The organism is Enterovibrio norvegicus DSM 15893, from assembly GCF_900115495.1.
Classification (GTDB): Bacteria; Pseudomonadota; Gammaproteobacteria; order Enterobacterales; family Vibrionaceae; genus Enterovibrio; species Enterovibrio norvegicus.
The window spans coordinates 1-26,661 of record NZ_FOWR01000056.1; the positions used below are offsets into that span (position 1 = coordinate 1).

A 26,661-nucleotide genomic window follows, 5' to 3' on the forward strand; every position below is an offset into this window, starting at 1 on the left:
TGCTTGTGGCGAGAGGAGGAAGTTCCCCTTTGGTATCAGGAAAAGCCAACTCAAGTTGGTCACAAACATTCTGAATCGAGCGATTGCGCAGTAATCCAATCCCTAAAACTAGCCAAACAGCCTGCTCAGCGGGAAAGCGACGTTTACGCAAAGAAGCGCGTCCGGTTTGTTTGACTGCTTCTTCAACCCACTCAAGAGGAATGTGTTTAGAGAATGCGTTGATAGGGTGGTCTTGGCAAAACTCAGCGGTGATGTGTAACTCTTTCAAAAACTCAGACATAAAAAATCGGCCTCAACAATGTTGAGGCCGATTATGAAGCCTGCGTAGGATCGTTCAATGACTTAAAACGATCGGCATTAAGCCGAAGCCACGGTTTTCTCATTCTAAAATCGCGTTGGAATTAATCTTCCATTTCAGCGATTTTTACTTTCCACGTATCAGGGCCGATTTGGTGTGCATTGTCACCGCGTGAATCCACGGCAACGGTCACTGGCATGTCTTCTACTTCAAATTCGTAGATCGCTTCCATACCCAAATCTTCGAAGGCCACGACGCGGGCTTTCTTAATGGCTTTTGCTACCAAGTAAGCAGCACCGCCAACAGCCATCAAGTAAACCGCTTTGTGCTGTTTGATAGATTCAACCGTTGCAGGGCCGCGTTCTGCTTTACCAATCATACCGATAAGACCAGTGTCACCAAGCATCATCTCGGTAAACTTGTCCATACGGGTTGACGTTGTTGGGCCTGCTGGGCCAACCGCTTCGTCACCGACTGCATCAACAGGGCCGACGTAATAGATGAAGCGACCGTTGAAGTCGACGCCCTTTGGCAAGCCTTCACCGTTGTTCAACATCTCTTGAATACGTTTATGTGCCGCATCACGACCTGTCAGGATTTTGCCTGAAAGCAGAACGGTTTCGCCGGTTTTCCACTCTTGAATGTCATCTTTGCTGATGTCATCCAAGTTTACGCGGCGCACGTTATCGCTCACTTCCCACGTCACTTCTGGCCATTCTTCCAGTTTTGGTGGCTGAAGGTCGGCTGGGCCTGAACCATCAAGGGTAAAGTGAACGTGACGCGTTGCTGCACAATTCGGGATCAAACACACAGGCTTTGAAGCGGCATGCGTTGGGGCAGTTTTGATTTTCACGTCAACTACTGTGGTTAAACCGCCAAGGCCTTGTGCGCCAATGCCGAGTTTGTTGACGCGATTGAAGATGTCTAAACGCAGTTCTTCTTCTGCGTTTTCTGGGCCACGATCGATCAGCTCTTGGATGTCGATGTGTTCCATGAGGGATTCTTTTGCCAGCACTGCCGCTTTTTCAGCCGTACCGCCAATGCCTATGCCCAACATGCCTGGTGGACACCAACCTGCGCCCATGGTTGGCAGTGTTTTCTCAACCCATGCTGCCACATCGTCTGACGGGTTCAGCATCACCATTTTGGTTTTGTTTTCAGAACCGCCGCCTTTGGCTGCGATTTGAATTTCAACCGTGTTGCCCGGCACCATGTTGATGTGTACAACGGCGGGTGTGTTGTCTTTGGTGTTTGAGCGCTTGCCCGCAGGGTCGGCAACAACAGATGCACGCAATGGGTTGTCAGGGTTGTTGTACGCGCGGCGCACACCTTCATCCACCATTTGTTGTACTGTCAGGTCACTTTCCCATTGCACGTTCATACCGATGTTCACGAAACACGTCACGATGCCTGTGTCTTGGCAGATTGGGCGTTTGCCCTCTGCTGACATGCGTGAGTTGATCAGAATTTGTGCGATGGCATCTTTCGCGGCTTGGCTTTGCTCTTTGTTGTACGCCTTTTCTAGCGCCTGAACAAAATCGATAGGGTGATAGTAAGAAATATACTGCAGGGCGTCAGCGACACTGTCGATGACGTCTTCCTTGCGAATGACAGTCATAATTGCCTCTTTAATTGTTATAGATTCCATGGCGCTGTCTGCCCGTTTGTAGTCACAAGCTATACAGTGCTTCCAGTTAACGTTCGTTACCTACCCTTATGTACACAAAGGCGCAAAGGTCTCGCCTTTGCAATATCGCTGTATTTGGGTAGTGTAGGCTGCTTTGGCGAGTTGGGGATGATTCACCCAGTTTATTCACCGTTCTTGGCAACCTGTTACGTATCCTTGTTAATGCAGTTTTCTGGTGCGATTTTATAACGATATTCCGATGAAAAGCGTTAAGAAAGACAGCGAAACCGTCTTCTAATAACGCAAAAACACAATAGAGTGTGCAATCTGCGTCATTTGACCTGAATACCGTTAATTCTGCGAAATCTCAACACGGGAATGTTCGTCATAAAACCCGCGATTATGATACTCTTACGGTCCATTCAGCGCCAACAGACGCGTCAATACCGATCACAAAAATACGAAAATGACAGAATCGAGACGAATGCCCATCACCCTGCAGTTTTTTGAGTACTCACCGACTCGCCTTGCCGATCTATTTTCACGCGTTGAAGCGCATTCTTGGTCAATGTTGTTGCAATCAGCGGCAGCTTCTCACCCTGATAATCGTTTTGATATTCTGGTTGCAGACCCTATCGCCACGCTATGCAGTGATGATGGCGAAAACACGATTCGTTATCGTGATGGCGCTGATAAGAATGAAACCATCGAGCAAAACAGTGACGATCCGTTCCACGTGCTCCGTCGTTTGCAAGAGGCGTTACTCCCGGAACTCGAACCGATCGCGCCTTGGCCATTTCTCGGCGGTGCTCTAGGGTATTTCAGTTACGACTTGGGCCGACAAGTAGAAACGCTACCGACCTTTGCTGACAACGATATTGCAATCCCTGACATGGCAATCGGCATCTATGATTGGGCGCTGATTGCTGATCATAAAGAACAAAAACTGGTGCTGATCCAGCCTGATGGGCAAGATCGCTGGGCATGGCTGAATGCCCAACAATCGTCTTCATCGTCTGCGCAGGACAAACACGCCGCGGCGTTTTCACTCACTGACGGTTGGCAAGCCAACATGACGCCAGAGAGCTATGAGAACAAATTCGATGCGGTGCAAGCCTATTTGATGTCGGGGGATTGCTACCAGATCAACCTGGCACAACGCTTTGAAGCCCCCTATCAAGGCAGTGAATGGGATGCTTATCAACGTTTGGCAGAAAACAATGGCGCACCTTTCTCGGGTTTCTTGCGTTTAGACAACGCCGCAATTCTTTCCGTCTCGCCAGAGCGCTTTTTGCAACTTCATGGTAAAGAAATCGAAACCAAGCCGATAAAAGGAACAAGGCCCCGCGGCAAAACGCCGTCTGAAGACGCCGAAAAGATGGAAGACTTGCTCACCGCAGAGAAAGATCGCGCGGAAAATTTGATGATTGTGGACCTGTTGCGGAATGATATTGGCCGCGTGGCCTCGCCGGGTTCGGTAAATGTGCCTAAACTTTTCAATATCGAGACGTTTCCGGCCGTCCATCATCTAGTCAGTACTGTAACGGGAACCCTGGCTGACAACGCGCATGCCATTGATTTGCTCAGAGCATGTTTCCCGGGTGGTTCAATCACTGGCGCACCGAAAGTGCGCGCAATGGAAATCATTGAAGAATTAGAACCCCACCGCCGCACCATCTATTGCGGCAGCATTGGCTATCTCAGCCGTTGTGGCACCATGGACACGAGCATCACCATTCGTACCTTGGTGTGTCACAAACAGCGTATTTACGCTTGGGCTGGCGGTGCAGTGGTTGCTGACAGCGAAGCCGCATCGGAATACCAAGAAACACTTGATAAACTGAGTAAGATTTTACCCGTTCTTTCTGCGTAGCACGCCGTCGCATCAGGTTTTCACCCCGCGACAAATCCGGTGCTTTGTTGACGCAGCGCTTTGATGAACAAATATGGAAAGGAAATCATGTTAAAAACGCCAGGGATGGAAAACGATGAACCGTTAACCTTAGAGGTGCTGCAGCGATGCACTCGCCAGAACCCTATGCGCCCCCTATCCCGTCACTGGCTTGTACAACGATTTAGCCTAAGTCCTTGTAACAATTATGATGAGCGTGTGTTACAGCGCGCTCGTGATGCCTTCATGCAAAACAACACCACTGAACTTCGAGAAGCCGCGGTAATGATCGCCCTTGCTGAGCGCAATGGCGAGTTACAGGTATTGCTCACCAAAAGAGCAATGCATTTGAAGCATCACCCTGGGCAAATCAGCTTCCCCGGCGGCAAGGTGGAAAGATCAGACAAAGACATTGTTGAAACCGCGATTCGAGAAATGGAAGAAGAGATCGGCGTATCGACGACGCGAGACAACCTTCTTGGCTGTTTAGCCCCGCTACCGACGGTTAGCGGCTACTTGGTTACACCCGTGATTGCCTTTGTTGACGCGGATTATGAGGCGGTGATTGATGCCAACGAAGTGGACTGCCTATTTGAAGTACCACTTGCCCAATTCATGAGACGCAACGCCATCGCCAAACAGCCTTTTTTAGTGCGTGGAAAAACGTACGACATTTATGCCATGACCTACCAAGAGCACTTAATTTGGGGGGTAACAGCGCAAATTCTCCATACACTGAGCCAGCAACTTCACCTTCATTGATGCCAAATCTCACTCTGCTTTCCCGCCCTTAAAACGCTAATATTTGTTGAATGTTTCAAATTATTTTTAGGCTATTAAACATCGTTTTTAAACGATAAAAAAGCGATAGCGCATAACAAAAAATATTCTTTCGGCCTCCTTACATTTACAAATAAAAGTGATATGAATCACAGTTTGAAATGCAAATATGTAAACAATACGCGTCGACTATGATCCGTTACGTTTTTTTTTGGTGATTAAACGATGCAAACCTCCCAATCCACCACCACCTCAAGCGCTGCCAAAATGAAATGGTCTGCGCAAGATACAACTTGGATGCTATCTCTGTTCGGAACAGCGGTAGGTGCAGGTATTCTTTTCCTTCCAATCAATGCTGGCTTAAACGGATTCTGGCCACTGGTTGCTTTGGCGCTGCTTGTTGGCCCAATGACGTACTTCGCTCACCGTGGCCTAGCACGTTTTGTACTGTCTTCTAAAAAACCAGGAAGCGACATCACTGAGGTGGTTGAAGAACACTTCGGCGCGACCGCGGGTAAGCTCATCACTCTTCTGTACTTTTTCGCGATTTACCCGATCGTTCTGATTTACGGCGTTGGTATCACCAACACGGTTGATTCTTTCATGGTGAACCAACTTGGCATGGAATCACTGCCACGTGCCGTTCTGTCTATCGTTCTTATCTTGGGTATGATGTCTGTCATGCTTGCGGGTGAGAAACTGATGCTGAAAGTCACGCAGTTCTTGGTTTACCCACTGGTTGCTATCCTGCTGTTCATGTCTACCTACTTGATCCCTGATTGGAACACGTCTGCGCTGCAGCAAATTCCAACTGCAGGTGATTTCATGACAACTATCTGGATCTCTATCCCTGTATTGGTGTTCGCGTTTAACCATAGCCCTGCAATTTCTGCATTCTCTATGGCACAAACACGTGAATACGGTGACAACGCTGAGCGTAAATCAAACCAAATCTTGTTCCGCACAGCGGGCATGCTGCTTGGTTTCGTTATGCTGTTCGTGTTCTCTTGCGTACTGAGCCTAACACCGGCTGACCTTGCTGAAGCAAAATCGCAAAACTTGGCCGTGTTGTCATACCTTGCAAACAAACACGAAAGCCCATTCATTTCTTACTTGGGTCCTGTCGTTGCGTTCGTTGCTATCGTGTCTTCTTTCTTCGGTCACTACATGGGTGCTCGTGAAGGTCTGAACGGTTTGATCATCAAGCAACTACGTTCACGCAATAAAACAGTTAACCTGAAGAAAATCGACATGTTCACTGTTGCGTTTGTGATCATCACAAGCTGGATTGTTGCGACAATCAACCCAAGTATTCTGGGTATGATTGAGTCACTGGGCGGCCCTATTATTGCGACGATTCTGTTCATCATGCCGATGTACGCAATCAAGAAAGTACCAGCAATGAAGAAGTATGGCGGCAAATCCAGCAACATCTTCGTGACCTTCATGGGTGCGGTAGCAATTTCAGCGATTATGTACGGTTTCGTATCGTAAAAATTCGTGTAGACTAGCCGACCTGTAAAAGAGCAAGGATTCTCTAATGACCTTGCTCTTTTTTGCTTTCCAATCACGAGCCATGGAATTCCTTTCCTGCTCTGAATCTGGTCGCCTCCACGGATGGATAACTATTTAAGAATAAATCCAAATGCGCGCTTAATGTAAACCGCGCGTATTGAATGAGGTATGACAAATGATCAGTGTTTTTGACATCTTTAAAATCGGCGTAGGCCCATCTAGCTCACACACTGTGGGCCCAATGAAAGCGGGTAAGTCTTTCATCGACGATTTACGCAGTATGGAAAAACTGCGTGATGTAACAAAAATCACCGTTGACGTATACGGCTCTCTGTCTCTGACAGGTAAAGGCCACCACACCGACGTTGCTATCATCATGGGTCTTGCGGGTAACACCCCAGAGCACGTTGATATCGACAGCATTCCTGGCTTTATCGCGCGTGTTGAAGAAACCGAGCGTATGCCTGTTGGTATGCATTGCCACACTGTCGATTTCCCACGCGATGGCGGCATGAATTTCCACACGTCGAACCTGCCTTTGCACGAAAACGGTATGGAAATCCACGCGTGGGTCGGTGAAGAAAAGATCTACACCAAAACCTATTACTCTATCGGCGGTGGCTTCATCGTTGATGAAGAGAACTTCGGCAAAGAAGACGAAAACAAAATCAAAGTACCTTACGATTTCAACAGCGCAGAAGAACTGCTGACACATTGTAAAGAAACCGGTTTGTCTATCAGCGCAGTTGTCATGTCTAACATGCGTGCTATGCACTCAGAAGACGAAATTCAAACGTACTTCGGTAACATCTGGCGCACCATGCGCGAATGTTTAGACCGCGGTATGAACAATGAAGGCGTACTGCCTGGCCCACTGCGTGTTCCACGTCGTGCTGCGGCTCTTCGCCAACAGCTTATTGCGTCTGAGAAGTTCTCAAACGACCCAATGGCAGTGGTTGACTGGGTAAACATGTTTGCCTTCGCTGTGAATGAAGAAAACGCTGCCGGTGGCCGTGTTGTAACAGCACCAACCAATGGCGCGTGTGGCATCATCCCTGCGGTATTGGCGTACTATGACAAGTTCATTCAGAACGTAGGCCCACGTGAATACATGCGTTACTTTGCGGTATCTGGCGCGATTGGCGGCTTGTACAAGCAGAATGCCTCTATCTCTGGCGCAGAAGTTGGCTGTCAAGGTGAAGTTGGCGTGGCGTGTTCTATGGCGGCTGCAGGTCTGGCTGAGTTGATGGGCGGTAGCGCACAGCAAGTGTGTATCGCGGCTGAAATCGGCATGGAGCACAACCTGGGTCTAACGTGTGACCCAGTTGCCGGTCAGGTTCAGGTGCCGTGTATCGAGCGTAACGGCATTGCAGCAATGAAAGCGATCAACTCAACGCGTATGGCGCTTCGTCGCTCGTCTGAGCCGCGTGTGTCGTTGGACAAAGTGATCGAGACCATGCTGGAAACCGGCAAAGACATGAATGCCAAGTACCGTGAGACGTCTCAGGGCGGTCTGGCAATCAAGGTTATCTGCTAATACGCAGTAACAAATACATAGTCTCTGGCAACGATATCGCCTCTGGCGACAACGCGAATACCTCGTGAACTCACCAGAAAAAAAGAAACCCGCCAATTGGCGGGTTTCTTTTATCCATCACTTTTCATTTCAAGCGGTGGCCAACATACGTTCTTCTTCTTTCACGACATGCCGCTCTGCAGCGTCTATCGCGCGATAAAGGCGCATCTTGGTTGCACTAAGCCCCAGTCCAAGCACTTGGCTGATTTCTTCAAGAGATAAATCGTGCTCAAAACGCAGTACGAGTATCTCTTGTGCCGTCTTTGCCAAGTTTCGAACAGTGTTGGCGATGCCTTGTTGCTCTGCAGCAACGGGACACACTTCTTCACTGCCCTGCTCTTCTGATTGCTCTTCCGAAATGAAACGCTGATGGTGTGTAGCACGTTTCTTTAAATAGCTTCTGCATTGATTGTCTGCAATTGCATATAACCAACTTCTGAATGCCGCTTCGCCGCGGTAGGCGTGGATGTAGCGGTAGCTACGAACAAGGGTCTCTTGCAATACGTCATCCGCATCATAAGAACAACCCAGCCACGCCATGCATCGACGATGTAATGGTGAAAGATAACGAGCGACCACTTGGTCAAAATAGTGGCGAGCTAATGGGTCCCCCGCCTGAATCTTCGCTATCTGTTCACGCTCACTGTTGAGACAGTTTGAATCCACTGAATGCATGATTAATACCCTCCTGGTATTCGAGTGGTGCACTCAACCTAGCCAAACCAAGATTAACAATCAAACAGTGTTTTCTATTCAAAACTGACAATTTTCAGGCCAATTTAAACGCGCGTTTTCAAAAAAATATTGAACAGTGTTTTTTAATCAACAACTTACAAACATCATTATCGAACGCCGTTCAATTACCCTACAATTTTTGTGCATTCAACCAGATAGTGTATTTCTCACCGCTGACACACATTATCAAAACTGGCTGCAGGTCTGACCACCATTTTATTGTACAGCGAGAGACGTTAATGGATGTTTATTTAGCCATTTTTGTTTTAGGGAAATAGCGATATGATTGCAACAAGGTGCATTTGAAATATTAAATCATATCGCATTTAATGAGTGAGCCTACTCAATCCTCTTTCCCGGTGTTCTGCTTAACCACGCATCCAAGCTTCCCCGCTAACCTTCACACAGAAAGATGTTGAACCTCAGCCTCTAATCTCAGCCTCTAATCTCAGCCTCTAATCTCAGCCTCTAATCTCAGCCTCTAATCTCAGCCTCTAATCTCAGCCTCTAATCTCAGCCTCTAATCTCAGCCTCTAATCTCAGCCTCTAATCTCGGTTTTACATCTCGGCATCTCTCTTTGTTCTCACCCTGCTTGCTACACACTTACTGAATTTCAGCCATAAAAAAAAGCCCGCTATATATAGCGGGCTTTCTGAATGCGTATCGCGTCGGCGATTATGCCGTTGCTTTTTTCGCTGCTATTGCGCCAACTGGCTTCGTCACGAATGACAGAACAACAGCCACTGCCAGCATCGCTGCACAAATGGTGTATGCCATGACGTAATTGCCGGTCATGTCGACTGCGGTAGCCGCAACAACTGGACCGATGAAGCCACTTACACCCCAAGCGGTGTATAGCACGCCGTAGTTACCACCGTAGTTTTTCAGACCGTAGTAATCAGCAGTGATAGATGGGAATACCGCCAGAAGCGTACCGTAACCCACACCTGCAACCGCAGCACCTACCATCAGAGTGAACTCAGTTTGGTACGTTGCAAACATCATCATGTTGATGCCTTGCATGATGAACGCAATCATCAGCGTTTTGATACCACCGATCTTGTCAGACAAGATACCCGCAGCCACACGGCCACCTGAGTTGAAGATAGCCAGTACGACAACAAGGAATGCTACTTGGGTTAAATCAGACTGGTTGATAGCGATAGAGGTAATGTTACCAATGATCATCAGACCTGCAGAAGACGCCAATGCGTACATCAGCCACAGTGAGTAAAACTGTGGTGTCTTCATCATTTCACGCCAGCCCATGTCAGCATTAGCCGCACCGCTTTTCGCAACGTAACCTGCAGGTGCTTCTGGTGTGTAGTCAGCCGGTGGGTTGTTAATGGTCAGCGCCAATGGAACCGCGATAACCAAAATACCTACACCTAGGATAAGGAAGCTGGTTTGAATGCCGTAAGCGTTGATCAGCATAGATGTCAGTGGTGCAAGGTAAACCGCAGCCAGACCAAAGCCCGCAGCGATAAGACCGTTAACCAGACCTTTCTTAGATGGGTGGAACCACTTCATTGCTGCTGGAGCAAGACATGCGTAACCGAAACCGATACCACAACCTGTTACAACGCCAAAGCTCAGTAGCAGAGTCATAGGAGAATCAGCAAAGCTTGAAACGATCATGCCAAGACCGACCATCACGGTGCCCAGGATCAACACTTTACGTGGACCCATGCGATCTTGAAGGTTACCCGCCACTAGCAAAGAAAGCGCAAAACAGATAGTTGCGACGGTGTAAGGCATAGATGCATCAGCGTTTGACCAGCCTTGCTCTACCAATGACTGCTTAAATACAGACCATGCGTACAGAATACCAATACACATATTGATAAAGAAACCAGCAGCCAAAATGCCTGCAGCTTTGTTCATTTTTTTCATCTTACGACTCAATAGACTCACAAATCACAAGGTGTCACGACAATCAAAGAGGCGCGTCACCCACGAAATAAAATATTTTTGGAAATGTTCAAAATAGTTTGAGAACAACCAAAGCGCGCGGAGTCTATCAAGGAATCTCAATGTGATCAAAATCTACTTTTGATCAGGGTCAAAATAGTTGCTTATATGGCGAAAAAACAAACGAGAAGTGTAAATGGACAAACATGATGTCTGGAAGGAAATACATATAAATCCTTATTCAATAAAGGATTCCCTGCAACACACACTCTTTTACAGGTAGACACATCTGTGACAAGCCGCAGTAACAAAAGATGAACCAGATAGGCTGATAGATCACAACCCGTCTGCAAATTATTTCAATGACGGTGTTTCATTATTGAACCAACAGCGATTAGGCAACGGCTAACGCGTACTGAAACCTTTGCTTTCCAAAAACGCTTTCATAAAGGGACGTGCCTCTTTATTTAATGTGCCAGAAATTTGATCGCTCCAGCTCATTTCTTTATTGCCACCCGTGCGCGTTCGATAGTATTCACGAATGGTTTGGTCGTAGGTTGCTAGTGTGTCGACATCCATCAACTGATAGATATCTTCATGCACATATAAAGATGAAGGTAGGCGCGGTTTCACCTCGGGGTTTTGTGCTGGATGCCCCAGGCACAAACCAAACAAGGGGATCACATTCATCGGCAGTCCGAGCAATTCACTCACTTTCTCGGGGTTGTTTCTAAGTCCCCCGATATATACCCCCCCTAGCCCTAACGATTCCGCTGCCGCTAACGCGTTTTGCGCAGCCAATGCGCCGTCTATTGCGCCGATCAAGGTCTGTTCAGCAAAACCCAGCTTGGCATCCGGCTTGATCTGCAAGTGGCGATTGAAGTCGGCGCACCATACGAAAAACTCAGCAGCCTCGGCAACATAAGGTTGTCCGCCTGCGTATTCAGCCAGCAAACGACGTTTTTCCTGGTCAACAACGCGAATGACACTCGTGCACTGAATGAAACTTGAGGTCGAAGCGGCTCGCGCACAATCTAAAATTACGTTGCGCTGTTCATCAGAAATAGGTTGATTGTTGAACTTACGGATTGATCGATGAGACAGTAAACTTTCTATGGTTTGATTCATGGGGCGTCCCTGTTTATGCCAAATATTGTCAATATTGGCACAAAGACCAGAGACGCCTGAATGCGACGTTTAATTCGCGTTAACAAAGTCAAAGATTATTTTGGGCGGTTTAACCCCAAAAGGGTGAACTCGCCAACCGACGGTATACGTGCCCGTTTGTTCGATAGGACCGTTCGGTGTATTAATGGTAAGCACATAGTTACCTGCCTCTACCACTTTTCGAAAGCCCGTACGCTTGATCTCAATGATTTCTAATTGAAGATGTTCTACTCCCTGCTCAAAGCCAGCTCTCCAAGCTTCAACAATGTTACTGCGATAATGGGCAGGTAAACTCTGATCCAGTTTTAACGTTGCCGTTTTCGCGTAAAACACGCCCAACCCGTCAGCGTCTTTTTGATTGAACGTAGACTGAAACGCCGTACTGGCCGATCGAACTTGCGCTACCGGATCTTGAAAGGTGGGCCAGATCTGTTGCGAAGCCGAGACATAGCTTGAAAACAACAAAAAGAAGCTGGCTGTCAGTTTAAAAAATTGATTGTTTAATAGTGTCAACATAATGTTCCCTTGATATGTATGAGAGCATTCATAGTAAATAACGGAACAGCGTTGAACGATGACAAAAAATACCTAATGGATGGGTGAACTACAGAATGATCATGTTGCGATATCCCGATAAAGACACGTTGAAAAAGAACCTATTGGACAAACGAAGGAAAGAGCTAGACGGCCAAACGCAGGATGCCATCGCACATTTGATTCTAGAGCTCGACGACCCAGAGACGATGCTGGCCATTTCAACACGATTTATTGCAGAGCGACTTGACGTTAACAGGGTGGATGGCGGCTTTTCTTCACGAACACAATTGCACTATCGCCCCACACAGGAATTCCGAGATGCTGAGGAGCTACCTTCCATGGTGAATGCTGTATTTCCTAATAAACACCGTTCCCTTCAAACGATTTGGCGCTCGAAAAAACCGGTCATTTTTCACAACATCGCCTTGAACCCTCTTCTGAATGGGATTCACGACGCGGTATTGGCCACGGAAGTTAAATCCATGATGGCGTTGTCCCTCGGCACACGCCATAAAGATATCGGTATTCTATGCATCGGCCAATGTGACCGCGAAAGGGTGTGGACAACGAAAGAACAGGTCTATATTCATGAGCTTGCCAAAAATATCCTCTCCCCATTGTTCGATGCCAGTCAAACATCTGCCATCTCTGAACATTGCTCGTTGTCGGATGCAGAGTTGAATGTGGTGCGGTTAGCGGCAGAAGGGATGAGTTATGTACAAATCGCCGATACGCTCCATAAATCAGTACGAACCATTGAAAATCAACTAAGAAGTGCTAGACATAAAACAGGCGCACAAAATCAAACTGATCTTGTACGCCGCTGTATAAATTGGTTTTGACGCCGCCAATGGTGACGTTAGTCAGAAAGCGAGTGCGAATGCTCATGAATAGGTTCTTGCTTACACATGCGCCGCATGATGTTTACGAGCCTTTCATGATTTAACGGCATGGCATTGCCTTTAATAGAACTAGACCTCAATGCTTGCACGGCCACATCATCAAACACAGCCTCACAAAGACCGTAGTGACAAAGCGAAGGGAGCGAGAGGCGCTTCAAGGTGCGCTGCACCCACACAATGCCATCGCTTGGTTCAGCATTCTGTCTTCCGGTCAGAATGACAGCCAATTGACGATAACGATTCAGCAGCGTAATACGCCCGGCTTCGCACGCTGCTAAAATATTTTCAGCCATCACATACGGCGCAAGTTGCGCAGTAATAGCCCCATGCGGGGCATCCAGAATGCCACCAAGGGCAGCAGCAAGCCCGTGAGCAGCACCTAGTTTGGCGTTGGATTGCGCCATCCCACCTAACATAGAAGCAAACGCCATATCAGCGCGTGCTTTCGGGTCATCTTCTTCACAGGCGTGAATAATGGCGGGCGCTAAACGGCGTAAACCTTCTTCACACACCATGTCCGTAAGCGGGTTCGGATCACCACACACATAGGCTTCCATCAAATGTGTAAACGCATCCATGCCGCAGCGTGCAGACAGTTCTTTGTCTGTGCCGTACGTTAATGTGGGGTCAATGATCGCCATGTCGGGGATCAAATCTGTACTGCGCAGCGCTGCCTTGACATTTTCTTGCGCAGAAATAAGCACCGCATTGCGCGTCACTTCCGACCCTGTGCCTGCCGTGGTCGGTACGGCAATACAAGGCAATGGCTTAGCGGTCAATGGCAGCGCGCGCCCCACCACTTCTACATAATCGTAAACGCTGCCTTGGTTAGGAATGAGTGCCGATAAGGCTTTACCTACATCCATCACACTGCCACCGCCCACTGCAATCACCATGTCAGGTTTAAACACTCGTCCTGCCGCGGCCATTTCTTCGACCATTGCGATGAGCGGCTCGCCGTGCACAGAGAGTTGTTGGTAGCGCATTCCCTGCTGTTTCAAATAACCCAGCAACGGGGCTGCACGTTGCTCATCTTTGCCTGTCACCACTAAGGCGCTGTAACCAAATTGATTGAGCATTGAGAGGGAATGACTTAACGCGCCCTCACCGAAAATAATCCTTGTCGCCGTCATGAATTGAAACATGGCTCTTCCTTTTCAAAAACATCTGCCGACCAGCATCACTCAACCTTTTCCGTAGCATCTTGATTCAACGCAGGATTCGCTTGTTCATTGGGCATTGTGTTTCGCTTGTGTCGATGTCATCACATCTCGACGGTGCGTCAAAAAGAGGACAACACGCATTGATAGGCAACCTCTATCAAATTAAGAGACAAAACCTTCTTTTCTCTTCTTTGAGCTTGAGGCATAGTAATCACAACTTTCAGAGATAGACCAAACACGGGATGTGTTGGTGGCTGATATCTCTCACCATTGATTATGAAAATAGGATTCTAGGTATGTTCGTTGTTATTTTTGGTCGTCCAGGTTGCCCTTTCTGTGTTCGCGCAAAAGATCTTTCCGACAAACTGAAAGCTGAGCGCGATGATTTCAACTACCGCTATGTTGATATTCATGCTGAAGGCATCAGCAAAGCTGACCTAGAAAAAACGGTTGGTAAGCCAGTGGAAACTGTTCCACAGATTTTTGTTGACCAAGAACACGTTGGTGGTTTTACAGAATTCGAAGCGTATGCAAAAACAAACCTGGGTCTGTACAACGAGTAATCTGGATCTGTACAACGGGTTAGTTTGCTAGAAAACGTGCTTCTACTTCTCGCATCAGAAAGTAGACACAACGCGTGCAAACACTCACACAAAAGTCAGCGTAACCGCTGGCTTTTTTCGTTAAAAATCAGCACAAAAACCAATACTTTTTTCAAACCCACAAACAACTGTCCAAACTCTGACAAGCCTCTGAAATAAAATGCCAAAATTACCGCAACTTTCCATTACAAATCATCCAAAATGCGTATAATGCCCGTCCAGAATTTCCCTTTCCCCGCACGCGGATTACGGTTCAGTGAACATAGACGTCTACAACCTGCTCGTACAGAACGATATTCTTTTGCTCTTCGTTGTTCTCGCTATTGGTTTAGCCATTGGCAAAATTAGAATTGGTGGTTTCCAATTCGGCAACTCCATCGGCGTGCTCGTCACCGCCCTGAGTTTTGGTCATGCGGGCTTTAGTTTTAGCCCTGAAGCGCTAAACATTGGTTTCATGCTGTTCATTTTCTGTGTGGGCATTGAAGCAGGACCTAACTTCTTCGGCATTTTCTTCCGAGACGGTAAATCCTATTTGATCCTTGCGTTCACCGTGTTGAGTGCATCCATCGGCATCACACTGTTGATGCAGTATCAATTCGGTGTCGACGGCAGCATTGCAACCGGCATGATGGCGGGAGCAATGACAGCAACCCCGGTGTTAGTGGGTGCAAAAGATGCGCTCAATGCTGGCCTCGCTGGGATGGATTACTCCCCCCAACAAATTGCCGCAATGATTGACAACTTAAGTGTCGGTTACGCCCTCGCCTACTTGGTGGGCTTGGTGAGCTTGATTCTGCTCGCCAACTTGATGCCAAAACTGCAAAAAGAAAACCTCGAGCATTCCGCGCAGCAAATCACCATGGAACGCGGTTTAGGGTCGTCTTCACAGCGTAAAGTCTATTTGCCGATCATTCGCGCCTATCGCGTAGGGCCGGAGCTCATCAATTGGGTCGATGGACGTAACCTCCGTGAATTGGGCATTTATCGTCAGACCGGTTGTTACATAGAACGCATTCGACGCAACGGCATTCTGGCGAACCCAGATGGTGACGCTATCTTGCAAGAAGGTGATGAAATCGCATTGGTGGGCTACCCAGACAGCCACGCGCGTCTTGATCCTTCATTCCGAAACGGCAAAGAAGTTTTCGACCGTGACTTGCTTGATTTGCGTGTGGTTGAAGAAGAAATCGTCGTAAAGAATGACAGCATCATTGGGAAACGTTTGTCTGATTTGAACCTGTCAGAATACGGTTGTTTCTTGAACCGTGTTGTACGTGCACAGATTGAAATGCCAATGGACCACAACATCCTGCTTTCTAAAGGGGACGTGTTACAAGTCAGTGGCGAAAAACGCCGCGTAATGGGACTGGCGGAACGCATTGGTTTTATCTCAATCCATAGTCAGGTTTCTGACATGTTGGCGTTCTGTTCTTTCTTCATTTTCGGCCTGATTTTTGGTTTGATCACCATGACGTTCGGCCAAATGACACTCGGACTTGGAAATGCTTCCGGCCTATTGATTGCAGGCATTTTGCTCGGTTTCTTACGTGCGAACCACCCAACCTTTGGTTACGTGCCTCAAGGCGCGATCAACATGGTGAAAGAACTTGGTTTGATGACCTTTATGGTCGGCGTAGGCCTAAGCGCAGGTGGTAACCTTTGGGAATACCTGCAACAGATGGGCTTTACCATCATGTTTGGCGCGCTGGCTGTCAGTGTTGTGCCTGTTATCCTCGCGTATCTCGTGGGCGCGTACGTGCTTAAGATGAACCGTGCATTGTTGTTCGGTGCCATTATCGGTGCGCGTACCTGTGCACCTGCCATGGACATGATCAACCAACACGCACGCAGCACAGTGCCGGCCCTGGGTTATGCGGGCACCTACGCCATCGCCAACGTATTATTGACCTTCGCAGGCACACTGCTCGTTATTCTGTTCTGATCGAGAATCGAATCAATAGTCAGCCCAGATTCAGCGAACAGCGTTACACTGTTCGCTGATTTTTTTTATTCCTCTAATCTTGCTGGCGTTTCTCTTTCGCATCCCCTCGATCGCTGAAAGACGTTGCTAAAATCATCGCTGTTGAAAGATGGCTGTCGCAATATAGCCGTCGAAATATAGGTGTCAAAATATGCGTGTCCTCATTGTTGAAGATGATCCCCTCCTTAGTCATCACCTGAAATCCGAACTGTCAGAGCTTGGAAACCAAGTCCATTGCGCAAGCACCGCAGAAGAAGGGTTGTTTGTCGCCAAGGATTACCCCAACGACATCGCCATTGTTGATTTGGGGTTGCCTGACAGAGATGGCCTGAGCCTGATACGTGACATTCGCCGAGCGGGTATTCGTATGCCTATCCTGATCCTGACGGGCCGTGCAAACTGGCAAGATAAAGTCTCGGGCCTTGATGCTGGCGCTGATGATTATTTGGTTAAGCCCTTCCAAAAAGAAGAGTTAGTGGCGCGCCTTAACGCACTTGTCCGCCGCAGCGCAGGCTTCGTGAAACCTGAGATCAATGCCGATAATATCTGCGTTGATTTGTTAGCCAAGAAAGTCAGCGTAAAAGAACAGCCTGTCGAGCTCACCGCTTTTGAATATGATTTGTTGGAATATCTGATTCGACACAGTCGCCAGGTGGTATCCAAGCAACGTTTGCTTGATGTGCTTTATCAAGACCAAGAAGGCGACCCCAATACCATCGAAGTCATGATGAGCCGCTTACGCAAAAAGCTGACACAAGCAGGACAAGACAATCCGATTTCGACCGTTCGCGGTCAGGGATACATTTTCGAAATTAGCGCCAGTTAATCACAACACACCGCTGCGAAGAATCTGATGATAAAACCTAAAATGCCTTCTCCGATCCATCGACGCGTGATCACCACGTCTATCTCCATTATTTTGGTGTTCACCGTGGCGTTAGGCTTGGTGCTCAACCAGCTTTATAACAAAAGCTATTTGGCACTGTATTCCTCAGATTTACTCTCCGCGGTGCCTCAGATCGTCGGCGAACTTAAACGCGATAATTTGCTTGAAATCGACGCCAGTAGAATCCATGTTGCGCCGGAAAATCGTGCCGAAATGGATTCTGTGGAATCTGACTATATGGCGTTTATCTGTCAGCCCGACAAATCCTTATTCTGGATGTCTGGCCACGCAAAAGGGCTTGGCCTTAGCGATATCTGCCAAGTCCTGCCTTATGATCTCGTTGACCCCGAACTCATCATGTATAACACGCATCCCTATGTGGTTCATGAGATCGCAGAAGGCTCAGGTTTAATCGAAGATAAATTCTTCTTAGTACGTGAAGTTGCCCCTCAACTTGAACGATTGTCGGCAATAAAGCGCAAAACATGGTTCTATCTTGGCATGCTGTTCATTGCCACGACTGCCCTGCTTTATGCGGCATCTTACTGGAGCTTCAGCCCACTACGAAAACTGGCTGGTGAACTCAACGAGATTGCCGAGTCTCGCCTTGAGAAACTCAATACCGACTACCCGTCCGAACTTGAAGACGTCACCGATGCACTCAACCGAATGATCGAATTGAGGAAAGAACAAACACAGCGTTATCGCCATGCCATGGATGATTTGGCACACAGCTTGAAAAGCCGCTTAGCGGCGACCAATGCGTTACTCGATGACAGCGCCTTGAGCCGAGAAATGATGAGCAAGCGCATCGTGGAACAAGTCAGCCAAATGGACGACATGGTGCAATATCAGCTCAAACGCGCTTTGGTTGGTCAACGTGGATTGGTTAGGGAAAAATCAGAGATCAAACCGTCAGTGGATAGCCTCACGGGCATGTTGTCAAAAGTGTATAGAGACAAGCCTGTGAACGTGACACAAGATTTCCGAGAACTCGAATCTCTGCCTCTCAACAAAAACGATCTGACGGAATTGCTCGGTAATTTGCTCGAAAACGCGTTTCGCTTTTGTATTGGTGAAGTGCGGGTTCGCACCCGAGACACCGTCGAAAGCTACATCTTGTTGATTGAAGACGATGGCCCCGGCATTCCTGAACCAATAAGAGACTCGGTGTTTCAACGAGGCGTTCGTGCAGACCAACTGAACCCAGGAACAGGCATAGGCTTAGCCGTTTGTCATGAAATCGTGGAAAGTTACGAAGGCGTCATCAGTGTTACAACATCAGAACTCGAAGGCGCAGCGTTTGTGATTCAGTTTCCGAAGCAACGTTAGCCAGTGTGTATAAGAAAGCCGCTTTTTGTCACTTTGACATGCAATTTGAGAAAGGCGGTAATTTCACTGACTTACATTGACCCTTTTCATCGCCGAATGCCGCAATTTTAGGCACTTCATGTCGGCAATATTCGGTGGCACAGCATTTGCTCTAATAGACTGTTAGAAACTATTGAGAGTAAATGATGCAGGCAATCCAGTGGCTTAACGATCAACGAGAGTTGTTGTTAACTCGCCTCAAAACACATTTTGTGCATGCAACGGCGCTCTTCGTCGTGCTTGCCTGTGGCCTGTGGTTCATCATTCCTCACCCCGTCATTCCTGTTGCCATTGGTCTTATCCCTCTCGCTATTCTGATTACCATCAGCCAGCCTGTGTTATTGGGTCTGTTGTTTATCGCCTTTTCATTTTTTCGTCTTCACGAAGCTTTCGCGCCTTTATATTCCCTAAAAATCCCGCTAATGCTCTCTTTGGGCACACTGACCACCTTGGCGTGGCACATCGCAATCAGTGGAAAAATTCGAATGTTCAACTGTGCTGAACTGACGGGTTTCTACGTATTTTTTGCACTCGTCACCATTGGCATCCCTCTGGCAGGAAACCTCGGTGAAGCGTTCAATTATTACAAACAGACGTACATTAAAATCGGCATCATGACCCCTGCTCTGGCTTGGCTTTTGTGCAACGTTCAACACTATAAAAAAGCCCTAAACATGATTTCGATTTCAGGTCTGCTTATTGCTCTGGTGACGATTTACAACAAGGTCAATGGCATTGGCATGGTGGAAGAAACACGCGTTACTGTTGGGCGCGATTTAGGATCAGTGCTTGGCGACCCCAATGATTTAGCTTTGGTGCTGCTGTTTCCGTTCTCTTTCACGTTGAGTATTGCCATGACGTCGGGTTTGTCGAAGAAGCAACGTTTCTTCGGCCTTGTTACGGCTATTGCGATTTTCATCGCCATCATTGGTACACAAAGCCGAGGCGGTTTGCTGGGCATTCTGTCAGCGTTGGGCACACTGGCGTGGCGACGGGTGAAATCCAAAGCCTTGCTGCTCACCTTGGGCAGTATCGTCTGCGCAATCTTATTCTTCGCAGCTGGCATCAGTGACCGTAAATCAGGTGGGGCAGCGGAAGAAGGGCTCGATGCATCCGCAAAAGGCCGCCTTTACGCATGGGAAGCCGCCTTCTTTATGGCTGTCGATAATCCAATTTCTGGCGTAGGTCTCAACAACTTTTACTTCAACTACTTTTATTATTCCCCCCACTGGGATGGGCTAAACCACGCCGTTCACAGCACGTGGTTTGGCGTATTGGGGGAAACGGGATTTATCGGTCTGATCGCCTTCCTCGTCATGACGTTTATTATCTACCGTTCAGCCCTTAAGACGGTCAATATCGTGGTGGCAAACGCCACCTATTACTCGCCCGTCGTTCGAACCATCGGCGAAGGACTTTACTCAGGCATCATCGCGTTTTGTGTTTCAGGCACTTTTCTTACTCAGGGTTTTACATGGCCTATCTATATTCTTTTGGCATTGACCGCAGCGGTATCAAACTATGTCCGAGTTCAAGAGGTTGAAAGGAAGAAAGAAGCCGAAGCCAGAGGAGATGCCGTCGATGAACCCGAGGATGTGCCGCAGACAGCCAAGAACGCCTTTTCACGCCCTGCTCGACCCGTGATCCCTAATCCGTATGCAAAGAAAAGGTAGATGCGAGATGCGAGATGCGAGATTAGAAACTAGAAACTAGAAACTAGAAACTAGAAACTAGAAGCTAGAAGCTAGAAGCTAGAAGCTAGAAGCTAGAAGCTAGAAGCTAGAAGCTAGAAAAGCGTGGAGATACTGACGCAAGAGGCACGCGCTAATTGGCGAGAATAGAAAATTGAAAAAGGCCGCTAAGCGGCCTTTTTCATAGAAAACGGTGGTGAACTACCTTGCGTATTAGTCGGCGTTCAGCAGGTCATCTTTCGCAGCAAGCAGGTACTGATACATTGACCAGTAAGTTAGCGCTGTTGCTACGTAAAGCGCCGCATAGCCGATGTACAACACGATATCGTCATGTCGCCAAATCAGCATGGTCAATGCAAACATCTGCGCAGCGGTTTTGAATTTACCCACCCAAGACACTGCAACGTTAGCGCGTTTGCCAAGTTCAGCCATCCACTCACGCAGTGCTGAGATAATGACTTCACGGGCAATCATGGTTGCCGCTGGAATCGTGACCCAAATGGAATGGAAATGCTCGGTGATCAACACCAATGCAATCGCCACCATCACCTTGTCTGCAACAGGGTCGAGGAAAGCGCCAAATCGGGTTGTTTGTTCAAGGGTTCGAGCGAGATAACCATCAAGCCAGTCAGTGAAACCGGCAACAACGAAGATCAGAGCAGCGACCATGGCCGACCACTCATAAGGCAAATAGAACGCGACAACAAAAACCGGAATTAATGCGATGCGTATGAGAGTCAGAATAATTGGAATGTTCAGTCGCATAGTTTTTATTTCTTATGAATGACCGCGTTATGGTGCTTGAAACTCACGGCTGTTGCAATGACGAATGAATCTTCTCAGCCAAAACTCGGCTAATTCCCGGCACTTTGGCTATTTCTTCAACAGACGCGCGCTTAAGTTCCTGAATTCCGCCTAAATACTTGAGCAGTGCTTGTCGACGTTTTGGACCCACGCCTTCGATTTCCTGCAACACACTGCTCTTTCTCGCTTTTGCGCGTTTTGCTCTGTGCCCTGAAATCGCATGGTTATGGCTTTCATCACGAATATGTTGAATAAGGTGCAACGCTGGCGAGTCCGACGGCATAGAAAACTCTTCGCCAGACACTTTAATCAGCGTTTCAAGCCCTGGACGACGCGTGGTGCCCTTTGCGACACCCAACATGAGCGGATGTTTAGGCCAATCAGCCATAAGCGGACCAACGACCTCCCACGCACGATTTAACTGGCCTTTACCGCCATCGACCAAAATAATGTCAGGGATTTTCTCTGGGTCGACTTGCTTGCTGTAACGACGCTCTAGCACTTGCGCCATCGCTGCATAGTCATCACCACCGGTAATGCCCGTGATGTTGTAACGTCGGTATTCAGATTTCAACGGCCCATCTTGGTTGAACACCACGCATGAGGCGACAGTTTGCTCCCCCATGGTATGACTGATGTCGAAACACTCCATGCGTTTCACTGACTCAAGGTTTAATGCCTCTGTCAGCATCGCAAAACGGTTGTGGATCGTCATTTTGTGATTGATTTTGCTGGTTAACGCGGTTGCTGCATTGGTTTGTGCCAACTTGAGGAAGCGTGCCCTCGCGCCGCGCGGTTTGCTTTGAAGGTGTATTTTGCGTCCTGCAATTTCTGATAGCGCGCTAGCAAGAGATTCAAGCTCTTCCCCCATTTCCTGACCTATTAAAATGCTTGTTGGGATCGTTCGCCCTTCCGCTTGGTTCAAGTAGAACTGACCGATAAAGCTGGAGACCAATTCATTGGTTTCTGTATTCGCAGGCATTTTCGGGAAATAGCTACGACTGCCTAACACCTTACCTTGGCGCAAAAACAGCACGTGAATGCAGGCAATGCCATTCTCGACTGATACGCCAATGGCATCCAAGTCATCATCACTGTCTTGCGAGACAAACTGCTGCTCTTGGACACGACGGAGTGATTGGATTTGGTCGCGAAACTCGGCGGCTTTTTCAAATTCCAGCGTTTGGCTCGCGGCTTCCATTTTCTCCACCAGCGTCGCAATCACCTGTCGATTTTTGCCTTGCAAAAACATACGGGTGAAGTCGACAAGCTCGTCGTAATCTTCATCCGAAATGATGCCTTCGACACAGGGGGCGGAACAACGACCAATCTGATACATCAAACAAGGGCGTGTGCGGTTGCCATACACGGAGTCTTCACACTGACGGACAGGAAAGATTTTCTGCAGCAGATACAAGCTCTGCCTAACAGCGCCAGCATCAGGAAATGGTCCGAAGTATTCACCTTTGCGCTTTTTCGCACCACGATGAATAGACAATCGTGGATGTTTACTGGCAGACAGGAAAATATAGGGGTAAGACTTATCATCACGTAACAAGACGTTGTAACGCGGAAGGTGCTTCTTGATCAGGTTGTGCTCAAGAATGAGCGCTTCTGTTTCACTGTGTGTGATCGTCACTTCAACGTTGGCAATGTTGCGTACCAATGCGCGGGTTTTTTCGCCAGGGACGTTTTTGCGGAAATAGCTAGAGAGTCGCTTTTTTAACGACTTGGCTTTACCGACATAAATGATCTCACCGGAGGCGTCCATCATGCGATAGACGCCCGGTTTATCTGAGACAGTCTTTAAGAAATCTTTGGCATCAAACACAATAAACGGAAAAAGTTAGAGAGTTTCTGTGTCTAGCATACCATGACGAATTGCCAGATGGGTTAATTCAACGTCTCCGTTAATCCCTAACTTACTGAACAATCGATAGCGATAACTGTTGACCGTTTTAGGACTAAGGCTCAACTGCTCAGAAATGTCCGTCACTTTCTGCCCTTTGGTGATCATCAACATGATTTGAAGTTCACGTTCGGACAAATTCTTAAACGGATTTTCAGCCGCAGGCGAAAACTGACTTAGCGCCATTTGCTGTGCAATTTCTGGTGAAATGTAGCGTTGGCCACTGTTCACCGCACGAATTGCTTGAACCATTTCATCCGCCCCTGCACCTTTAGTGAGGTAGCCAGCCGCTCCTGCTTGCATGACTTTGGTTGGAAATGGATTTTCAGTATGAATAGTTAGAACAATAATCTTGGCGTCGGGGTTGTAGCGTAGGAGCTTTCTCGTTGCTTCTAAGCCACCGATACCAGGCATGTTCATATCCATCAAGATAATGTCCGCAAGATTGCTACGACACCACTTGACTGCTTCCTCACCGCTTTCGGCTTCCCCTACCACTTTAACACCACGGACGTCTTCGAGAAGACGTCGTATCCCTGTGCGAACCAGCTCGTGATCATCTACAAGGAAAACACTTATCAAGCTTGTTTCTCCACTATGACTTTGGCTCGCCTTGCGCCGGGATGGCGCTCGACTTGAACTGCATATTACTTGAGTTTAACCCAACAATAAAAGAGCGAACACATTGATTATGTGTAAAAGAACATGTTTTTCAGTTTAAAACGTAACAAATAAGCTAACAAGGTCAAAAAATTCAGCATATCTTCATTCGTTGGCGCGAAAATCTGTTTAAACCCATTAAGTTAGCGTCAATGTCCATCTTGCACACAAAACTCAATCTGTCTATTTTTCAATGCAGACAATTACTTAGCAATGCCGTGTTCCACAATTTTGTATCAAAAATTCGCGTCATTGAGAATACTATAAGCAAAAGTTATGGCACATTTTCGGTCTCATAAGTACGCTAAAAAAGACATTTCGTCACCACGACTAAGAAGGAAAAGACAATGGCATTAACCCTTGGGATATTACTGTGTGATGATAACTATCCTGAATCTCAAGCGGTATATGGGCACTATGATGAAGCGTTCAAACGCCTTTTCGACAACAGTGCTGTGTCTTCCTTTGTGACCTACCGTGTGTTTGAAGATGCCTTTCCCGCGTCTCCGTCAGAGTGCGATGTTTGGCTCGTTACAGGCAGTAAATGGGGCGTATATGAAAGCGACCCTTGGATTACACAACTCATCGACTTTGTCCAACGCTGCGACCAAGAAGGCCAAGCGTTAATTGGTGTCTGCTTCGGCCACCAATTGATTCACCTAGCATTGGGCGGAAAAGCAGCCAAATCCAACAAAGGATGGGGAATGGGTCTCTACCCTGTCCGTATCCTCGACCAAGGCGCATTTGATACGGGTGCTCAACAAACCACCCTCAATTTGATAGCAGTGCATCAAGACCAAGTCTTAGAGTCCGCGCCTGATTTCGACGTCTTAGCGGGTTCCGATTTTTGTCCCATCGCTATCACTCAAAAAGACAGCCGCGTATTGACCATGCAGTGCCACCCTGAGTTCACGGATGCGTTTCTACTTCAATTGATTGAACGCTTGAGAGAAAAAGCAGGCGATGAAAAAGTGGATGAAGCCGCAGCGATTATTCGTGCGTGCGGCATGGGTGACAGAAGCATCGTCATCGATCGCCTGTTTGCGTTTTTGGATCAGCAAATGGTGTCACGAGAAAAACGCCAAGCCTAACGACACAAGATCCAAGATTGGGAAGACCCCATCCTCTTCCCTCTCATCTCTCATCTCTTATCTCGTACCTCTTCCTTCTCGTATCTCATTCCTCATCCTATGCTTTGCTTTGCTTTGCTTTGCTTTGCTTTGCTTTGCTTTGCATTTTTTGATGTGTACATTCTCAATATGCAAACCAAGGTGGCTATACGCACAGAATACGGTTACATCTCATTGAAAAATAACACTAAGTATACTGGCATTTAATTTGCTCCTTTGTGTTCATCAAACACGACGGGAGCTAAGCCATGACATCATCGTTAAACCAGCCGCTGATATTTATTGGACCACCGCGTTCAGGTGTGACGCTGATTTCTAACTTGGTTTTCCATCATACCGATCTGTGTTGGCTCGATGAGAGTTTTGAAAAACACCCGCGCTCGCAATGGCAAAACCGTGTGTTCACCCAAACCAGCCAATGGCGTTCTTTTGGCGTGCTTGGCAACACCATGCTTTCAGGAATGGCACGAGAATTCGCATCAACACCTTCAGAAGCCCTGTCATTTTGGGACGACTATTCACGTGATGAAATTGATTTCTTCCGTGGTTTTGCAAAAGGTAAACATGCCACGCCCATTGAAATTTCAACCATCAAAGAGGTGCTGAGAAAACGCTTAATCGCGACCCAGCGTCCGCGACTTGCGTTAAAATTCACGGGGCCTTCTCGCCTGCATTATTTAAGCAGCCTGTTTCCCGAAGCGAAGTTCGTGAACATCGTTCGCGATCCTGCCTCTACCGTAAACTCTATGCTCTCGACAGAAGAATGGGAATATCAAGGAAAACATATGCTGTGGTGGCGTGGTGCGTACTCCATCAGAGAGCTTGCACAATATGACATGCTACGTGATCACCCGATTGCGGGCACGGCATTTCAACTGAATAAATTGCTTCAGACAACCAAGCAAGAAGAGGAAGAATTGGGGCTTAATATGCTGACCGTTGGTTACGAACGTTTCTCAGCCAACCCTTATGAAGCGATGGCATCTATTCTTGATTTTGCAGACTTACCCGCCAGCCCACACGTTGATGCGGCAATGAAACAAAACGAGATCAGATGCAGTAACAAGGTAATGAAGATGCCGGCAACCGACATCAATACCGTGTATACATGGTGCCCTGCTTCCTGAGTTCTCTCAGGGCACGCAGAGAGATCAAAAAAACGCCTTCCCAATGGGAATAAGGCCGCTCGCTTAAGAGCGAGTGGCTTTTTTCTCTCTGGTTCTGGTTGGATATTTTGCGGGTCTTTTCAACACTGCCCGAGGGTACGCTTTCCTCTTTCTCTTGTTAGGTAATATCAGCCGTTTGCCATTTTCTCTAAGCATTTTTAGTGCATTTGGGACTGCACCAGGACTTCTGCCACTCGCCCAGATAAACTCATCTTGGATGAGATATAGCGCATTGAGGAAGCTTATCCTAAGCGGCTCAACTTTGTGCTCTTTCGCCATCGCTGCCATTTCTAAACGGACGATATTGTAAGACGTCAGGATCCCCCACAACTCCTGATAGATGCCCTCGCTTTTCAAG

The 26,661-nt window shown here is 47.7% G+C and carries 22 protein-coding genes and 1 pseudogene; 12 read left to right on the forward strand and 11 right to left on the reverse strand.

Features of this window, described 5'->3' with window-relative positions:
• Together BM082_RS22505 and BM082_RS22510 are read right to left on the reverse strand one after the other, a co-directional pair.
• On the reverse strand, positions 1-280 hold a 280-nt coding region (locus tag BM082_RS22505; protein ID WP_208862549.1), incomplete at its 3' end, for a transposase domain-containing protein.
• A 121-nt stretch (positions 281-401) separates the two neighbouring features.
• The gene (locus tag BM082_RS22510) at positions 402-1,916 is read right to left on the reverse strand and encodes a fumarate hydratase (RefSeq protein WP_017016247.1); all 1,515 of its coding nucleotides are present in this window, start codon (positions 1,914-1,916) and stop codon (positions 402-404) included.
• Between the two features lie 493 nt (positions 1,917-2,409).
• Between BM082_RS22510 and pabB the strand changes: the two genes are divergently transcribed.
• The 4 genes from pabB (at position 2,410) to BM082_RS22530 (ending at position 7,648) form a co-directional block, all read left to right on the forward strand.
• On the forward strand, positions 2,410-3,798 hold the full coding sequence (pabB, locus tag BM082_RS22515; RefSeq protein ID WP_074928715.1) for an aminodeoxychorismate synthase component I: 1,389 nt from the start codon (positions 2,410-2,412) through the stop codon (positions 3,796-3,798).
• An 87-nt stretch (positions 3,799-3,885) separates the two neighbouring features.
• Positions 3,886-4,578 (forward strand): CoA pyrophosphatase, encoded by a 693-nt coding sequence (locus BM082_RS22520; protein WP_017010844.1) that lies wholly within the window; start codon positions 3,886-3,888, stop codon positions 4,576-4,578.
• Positions 4,579-4,821: 243 nt separating this feature from the next.
• Positions 4,822-6,090 carry a serine/threonine transporter gene (locus tag BM082_RS22525; protein WP_074928717.1) on the forward strand — a complete coding sequence of 423 codons (1,269 nt, stop codon included), beginning with the start codon at positions 4,822-4,824 and terminating at the stop codon, positions 6,088-6,090.
• A gap of 196 nt (positions 6,091-6,286) precedes the next feature.
• The gene (locus BM082_RS22530) at positions 6,287-7,648 is read left to right on the forward strand and encodes an L-serine ammonia-lyase (RefSeq protein WP_074928719.1); all 1,362 of its coding nucleotides are present in this window, start codon (positions 6,287-6,289) and stop codon (positions 7,646-7,648) included.
• Between the two features lie 129 nt (positions 7,649-7,777).
• On the opposite strand, the gene BM082_RS22535 is transcribed toward BM082_RS22530, so the two are convergent.
• From BM082_RS22535 to BM082_RS22550, 4 genes are all read right to left on the reverse strand, one after another.
• Entirely contained in the window at positions 7,778-8,362 is a 585-nt protein-coding gene (locus BM082_RS22535) for an RNA polymerase sigma factor (RefSeq protein WP_017011775.1), read from the reverse strand.
• Between the two features lie 736 nt (positions 8,363-9,098).
• Positions 9,099-10,316 (reverse strand): L-lactate MFS transporter, encoded by a 1,218-nt coding sequence (locus tag BM082_RS22540; protein WP_017016252.1) that lies wholly within the window; start codon positions 10,314-10,316, stop codon positions 9,099-9,101.
• Positions 10,317-10,739: 423 nt separating this feature from the next.
• The gene (gene nfsA, locus BM082_RS22545) at positions 10,740-11,462 is read right to left on the reverse strand and encodes an oxygen-insensitive NADPH nitroreductase (protein WP_017011773.1); all 723 of its coding nucleotides are present in this window, start codon (positions 11,460-11,462) and stop codon (positions 10,740-10,742) included.
• A gap of 69 nt (positions 11,463-11,531) precedes the next feature.
• Positions 11,532-12,017, reverse strand: a complete 486-nt coding sequence (locus tag BM082_RS22550) for a YybH family protein (RefSeq protein ID WP_017011772.1) — start codon at positions 12,015-12,017, stop codon at positions 11,532-11,534.
• A gap of 95 nt (positions 12,018-12,112) precedes the next feature.
• On the opposite strand from BM082_RS22550, the gene BM082_RS22555 reads away from it, so the two are divergent.
• Positions 12,113-12,880: a LuxR C-terminal-related transcriptional regulator gene (locus BM082_RS22555; protein WP_074928721.1), complete on the forward strand. Its 768-nt coding sequence runs from the start codon at positions 12,113-12,115 to the stop codon at positions 12,878-12,880.
• A gap of 17 nt (positions 12,881-12,897) precedes the next feature.
• Here the strand turns inward: BM082_RS22555 and BM082_RS22560 are convergent, their stop codons facing one another.
• On the reverse strand, positions 12,898-14,085 hold the full coding sequence (locus tag BM082_RS22560) for an iron-containing alcohol dehydrogenase (RefSeq protein WP_074928724.1): 1,188 nt from the start codon (positions 14,083-14,085) through the stop codon (positions 12,898-12,900).
• Between the two features lie 314 nt (positions 14,086-14,399).
• On the opposite strand from BM082_RS22560, the gene BM082_RS22565 reads away from it, so the two are divergent.
• From BM082_RS22565 to BM082_RS22585, 5 genes are all read left to right on the forward strand, one after another.
• Positions 14,400-14,666 carry a GrxA family glutaredoxin gene (locus tag BM082_RS22565; RefSeq protein ID WP_017013388.1) on the forward strand — a complete coding sequence of 89 codons (267 nt, stop codon included), beginning with the start codon at positions 14,400-14,402 and terminating at the stop codon, positions 14,664-14,666.
• A 295-nt stretch (positions 14,667-14,961) separates the two neighbouring features.
• A complete protein-coding gene (locus BM082_RS22570) occupies positions 14,962-16,647 on the forward strand; it encodes an aspartate:alanine antiporter (protein ID WP_017017574.1) in 1,686 nt (561 codons plus the stop codon).
• 190 nt (positions 16,648-16,837) lie between these two features.
• Positions 16,838-17,512 carry a response regulator gene (locus BM082_RS22575; protein ID WP_017011765.1) on the forward strand — a complete coding sequence of 225 codons (675 nt, stop codon included), beginning with the start codon at positions 16,838-16,840 and terminating at the stop codon, positions 17,510-17,512.
• 27 nt (positions 17,513-17,539) lie between these two features.
• Positions 17,540-18,904, forward strand: coding sequence for an ATP-binding protein (locus BM082_RS22580; protein ID WP_074928728.1), 1,365 nt, complete (start codon positions 17,540-17,542; stop codon positions 18,902-18,904).
• Between the two features lie 182 nt (positions 18,905-19,086).
• The gene (locus BM082_RS22585) at positions 19,087-20,616 is read left to right on the forward strand and encodes an O-antigen ligase family protein (RefSeq protein ID WP_074928730.1); all 1,530 of its coding nucleotides are present in this window, start codon (positions 19,087-19,089) and stop codon (positions 20,614-20,616) included.
• 231 nt (positions 20,617-20,847) lie between these two features.
• On the opposite strand, the gene pgsA is transcribed toward BM082_RS22585, so the two are convergent.
• From pgsA to uvrY, 3 genes are read right to left on the reverse strand one after another with little or no spacing between them, the layout of a single operon-like run.
• Positions 20,848-21,399: a CDP-diacylglycerol--glycerol-3-phosphate 3-phosphatidyltransferase gene (gene pgsA, locus BM082_RS22590; protein WP_017009184.1), complete on the reverse strand. Its 552-nt coding sequence runs from the start codon at positions 21,397-21,399 to the stop codon at positions 20,848-20,850.
• A 43-nt stretch (positions 21,400-21,442) separates the two neighbouring features.
• The gene (gene uvrC / locus BM082_RS22595; protein WP_017009183.1) at positions 21,443-23,269 is read right to left on the reverse strand and encodes an excinuclease ABC subunit UvrC; all 1,827 of its coding nucleotides are present in this window, start codon (positions 23,267-23,269) and stop codon (positions 21,443-21,445) included.
• A 15-nt stretch (positions 23,270-23,284) separates the two neighbouring features.
• The gene (gene uvrY, locus BM082_RS22600; RefSeq protein ID WP_017009182.1) at positions 23,285-23,929 is read right to left on the reverse strand and encodes a UvrY/SirA/GacA family response regulator transcription factor; all 645 of its coding nucleotides are present in this window, start codon (positions 23,927-23,929) and stop codon (positions 23,285-23,287) included.
• Between the two features lie 425 nt (positions 23,930-24,354).
• On the opposite strand from uvrY, the gene BM082_RS22605 reads away from it, so the two are divergent.
• A complete protein-coding gene (locus BM082_RS22605) occupies positions 24,355-25,098 on the forward strand; it encodes a glutamine amidotransferase-related protein (RefSeq protein WP_074928732.1) in 744 nt (247 codons plus the stop codon).
• 287 nt (positions 25,099-25,385) lie between these two features.
• On the forward strand, positions 25,386-26,264 hold the full coding sequence (locus BM082_RS22610) for a sulfotransferase (RefSeq protein WP_017017571.1): 879 nt from the start codon (positions 25,386-25,388) through the stop codon (positions 26,262-26,264).
• 63 nt (positions 26,265-26,327) lie between these two features.
• Here BM082_RS22610 and BM082_RS22615 read toward each other — a convergent pair.
• Positions 26,328-26,661 (reverse strand): annotated as a pseudogene (locus tag BM082_RS22615) (IS4 family transposase); the annotation flags it as partial.

Excerpts from the sequence above, each read along its gene's own strand:
- pabB (WP_074928715.1), top strand. The coding sequence starts at position 2,410 with ATGCCCATCACCCTGCAGTTTTTTGAGTACTCACCGACTCGCCTTGCC.
- BM082_RS22520 (WP_017010844.1), top strand. The coding sequence starts at position 3,886 with ATGTTAAAAACGCCAGGGATGGAAAACGATGAACCGTTAACCTTAGAG.
- pgsA (WP_017009184.1), bottom strand. The coding sequence starts at position 21,399 with ATGCGACTGAACATTCCAATTATTCTGACTCTCATACGCATCGCATTA.
- BM082_RS22585 (WP_074928730.1), top strand. The coding sequence starts at position 19,087 with ATGATGCAGGCAATCCAGTGGCTTAACGATCAACGAGAGTTGTTGTTA.
- BM082_RS22550 (WP_017011772.1), bottom strand. The coding sequence starts at position 12,017 with ATGTTGACACTATTAAACAATCAATTTTTTAAACTGACAGCCAGCTTC.
- BM082_RS22580 (WP_074928728.1), top strand. The coding sequence starts at position 17,540 with ATGATAAAACCTAAAATGCCTTCTCCGATCCATCGACGCGTGATCACC.
- BM082_RS22555 (WP_074928721.1), top strand. The coding sequence starts at position 12,113 with ATGATCATGTTGCGATATCCCGATAAAGACACGTTGAAAAAGAACCTA.
- BM082_RS22575 (WP_017011765.1), top strand. The coding sequence starts at position 16,838 with ATGCGTGTCCTCATTGTTGAAGATGATCCCCTCCTTAGTCATCACCTG.
- BM082_RS22605 (WP_074928732.1), top strand. The coding sequence starts at position 24,355 with ATGGCATTAACCCTTGGGATATTACTGTGTGATGATAACTATCCTGAA.
- BM082_RS22535 (WP_017011775.1), bottom strand. The coding sequence starts at position 8,362 with ATGCATTCAGTGGATTCAAACTGTCTCAACAGTGAGCGTGAACAGATA.
- BM082_RS22610 (WP_017017571.1), top strand. The coding sequence starts at position 25,386 with ATGACATCATCGTTAAACCAGCCGCTGATATTTATTGGACCACCGCGT.
- BM082_RS22540 (WP_017016252.1), bottom strand. The coding sequence starts at position 10,316 with ATGAAAAAAATGAACAAAGCTGCAGGCATTTTGGCTGCTGGTTTCTTT.
- nfsA (WP_017011773.1), bottom strand. The coding sequence starts at position 11,462 with ATGAATCAAACCATAGAAAGTTTACTGTCTCATCGATCAATCCGTAAG.
- BM082_RS22560 (WP_074928724.1), bottom strand. The coding sequence starts at position 14,085 with ATGTTTCAATTCATGACGGCGACAAGGATTATTTTCGGTGAGGGCGCG.
- BM082_RS22525 (WP_074928717.1), top strand. The coding sequence starts at position 4,822 with ATGCAAACCTCCCAATCCACCACCACCTCAAGCGCTGCCAAAATGAAA.
- BM082_RS22565 (WP_017013388.1), top strand. The coding sequence starts at position 14,400 with ATGTTCGTTGTTATTTTTGGTCGTCCAGGTTGCCCTTTCTGTGTTCGC.
- BM082_RS22510 (WP_017016247.1), bottom strand. The coding sequence starts at position 1,916 with ATGACTGTCATTCGCAAGGAAGACGTCATCGACAGTGTCGCTGACGCC.
- BM082_RS22530 (WP_074928719.1), top strand. The coding sequence starts at position 6,287 with ATGATCAGTGTTTTTGACATCTTTAAAATCGGCGTAGGCCCATCTAGC.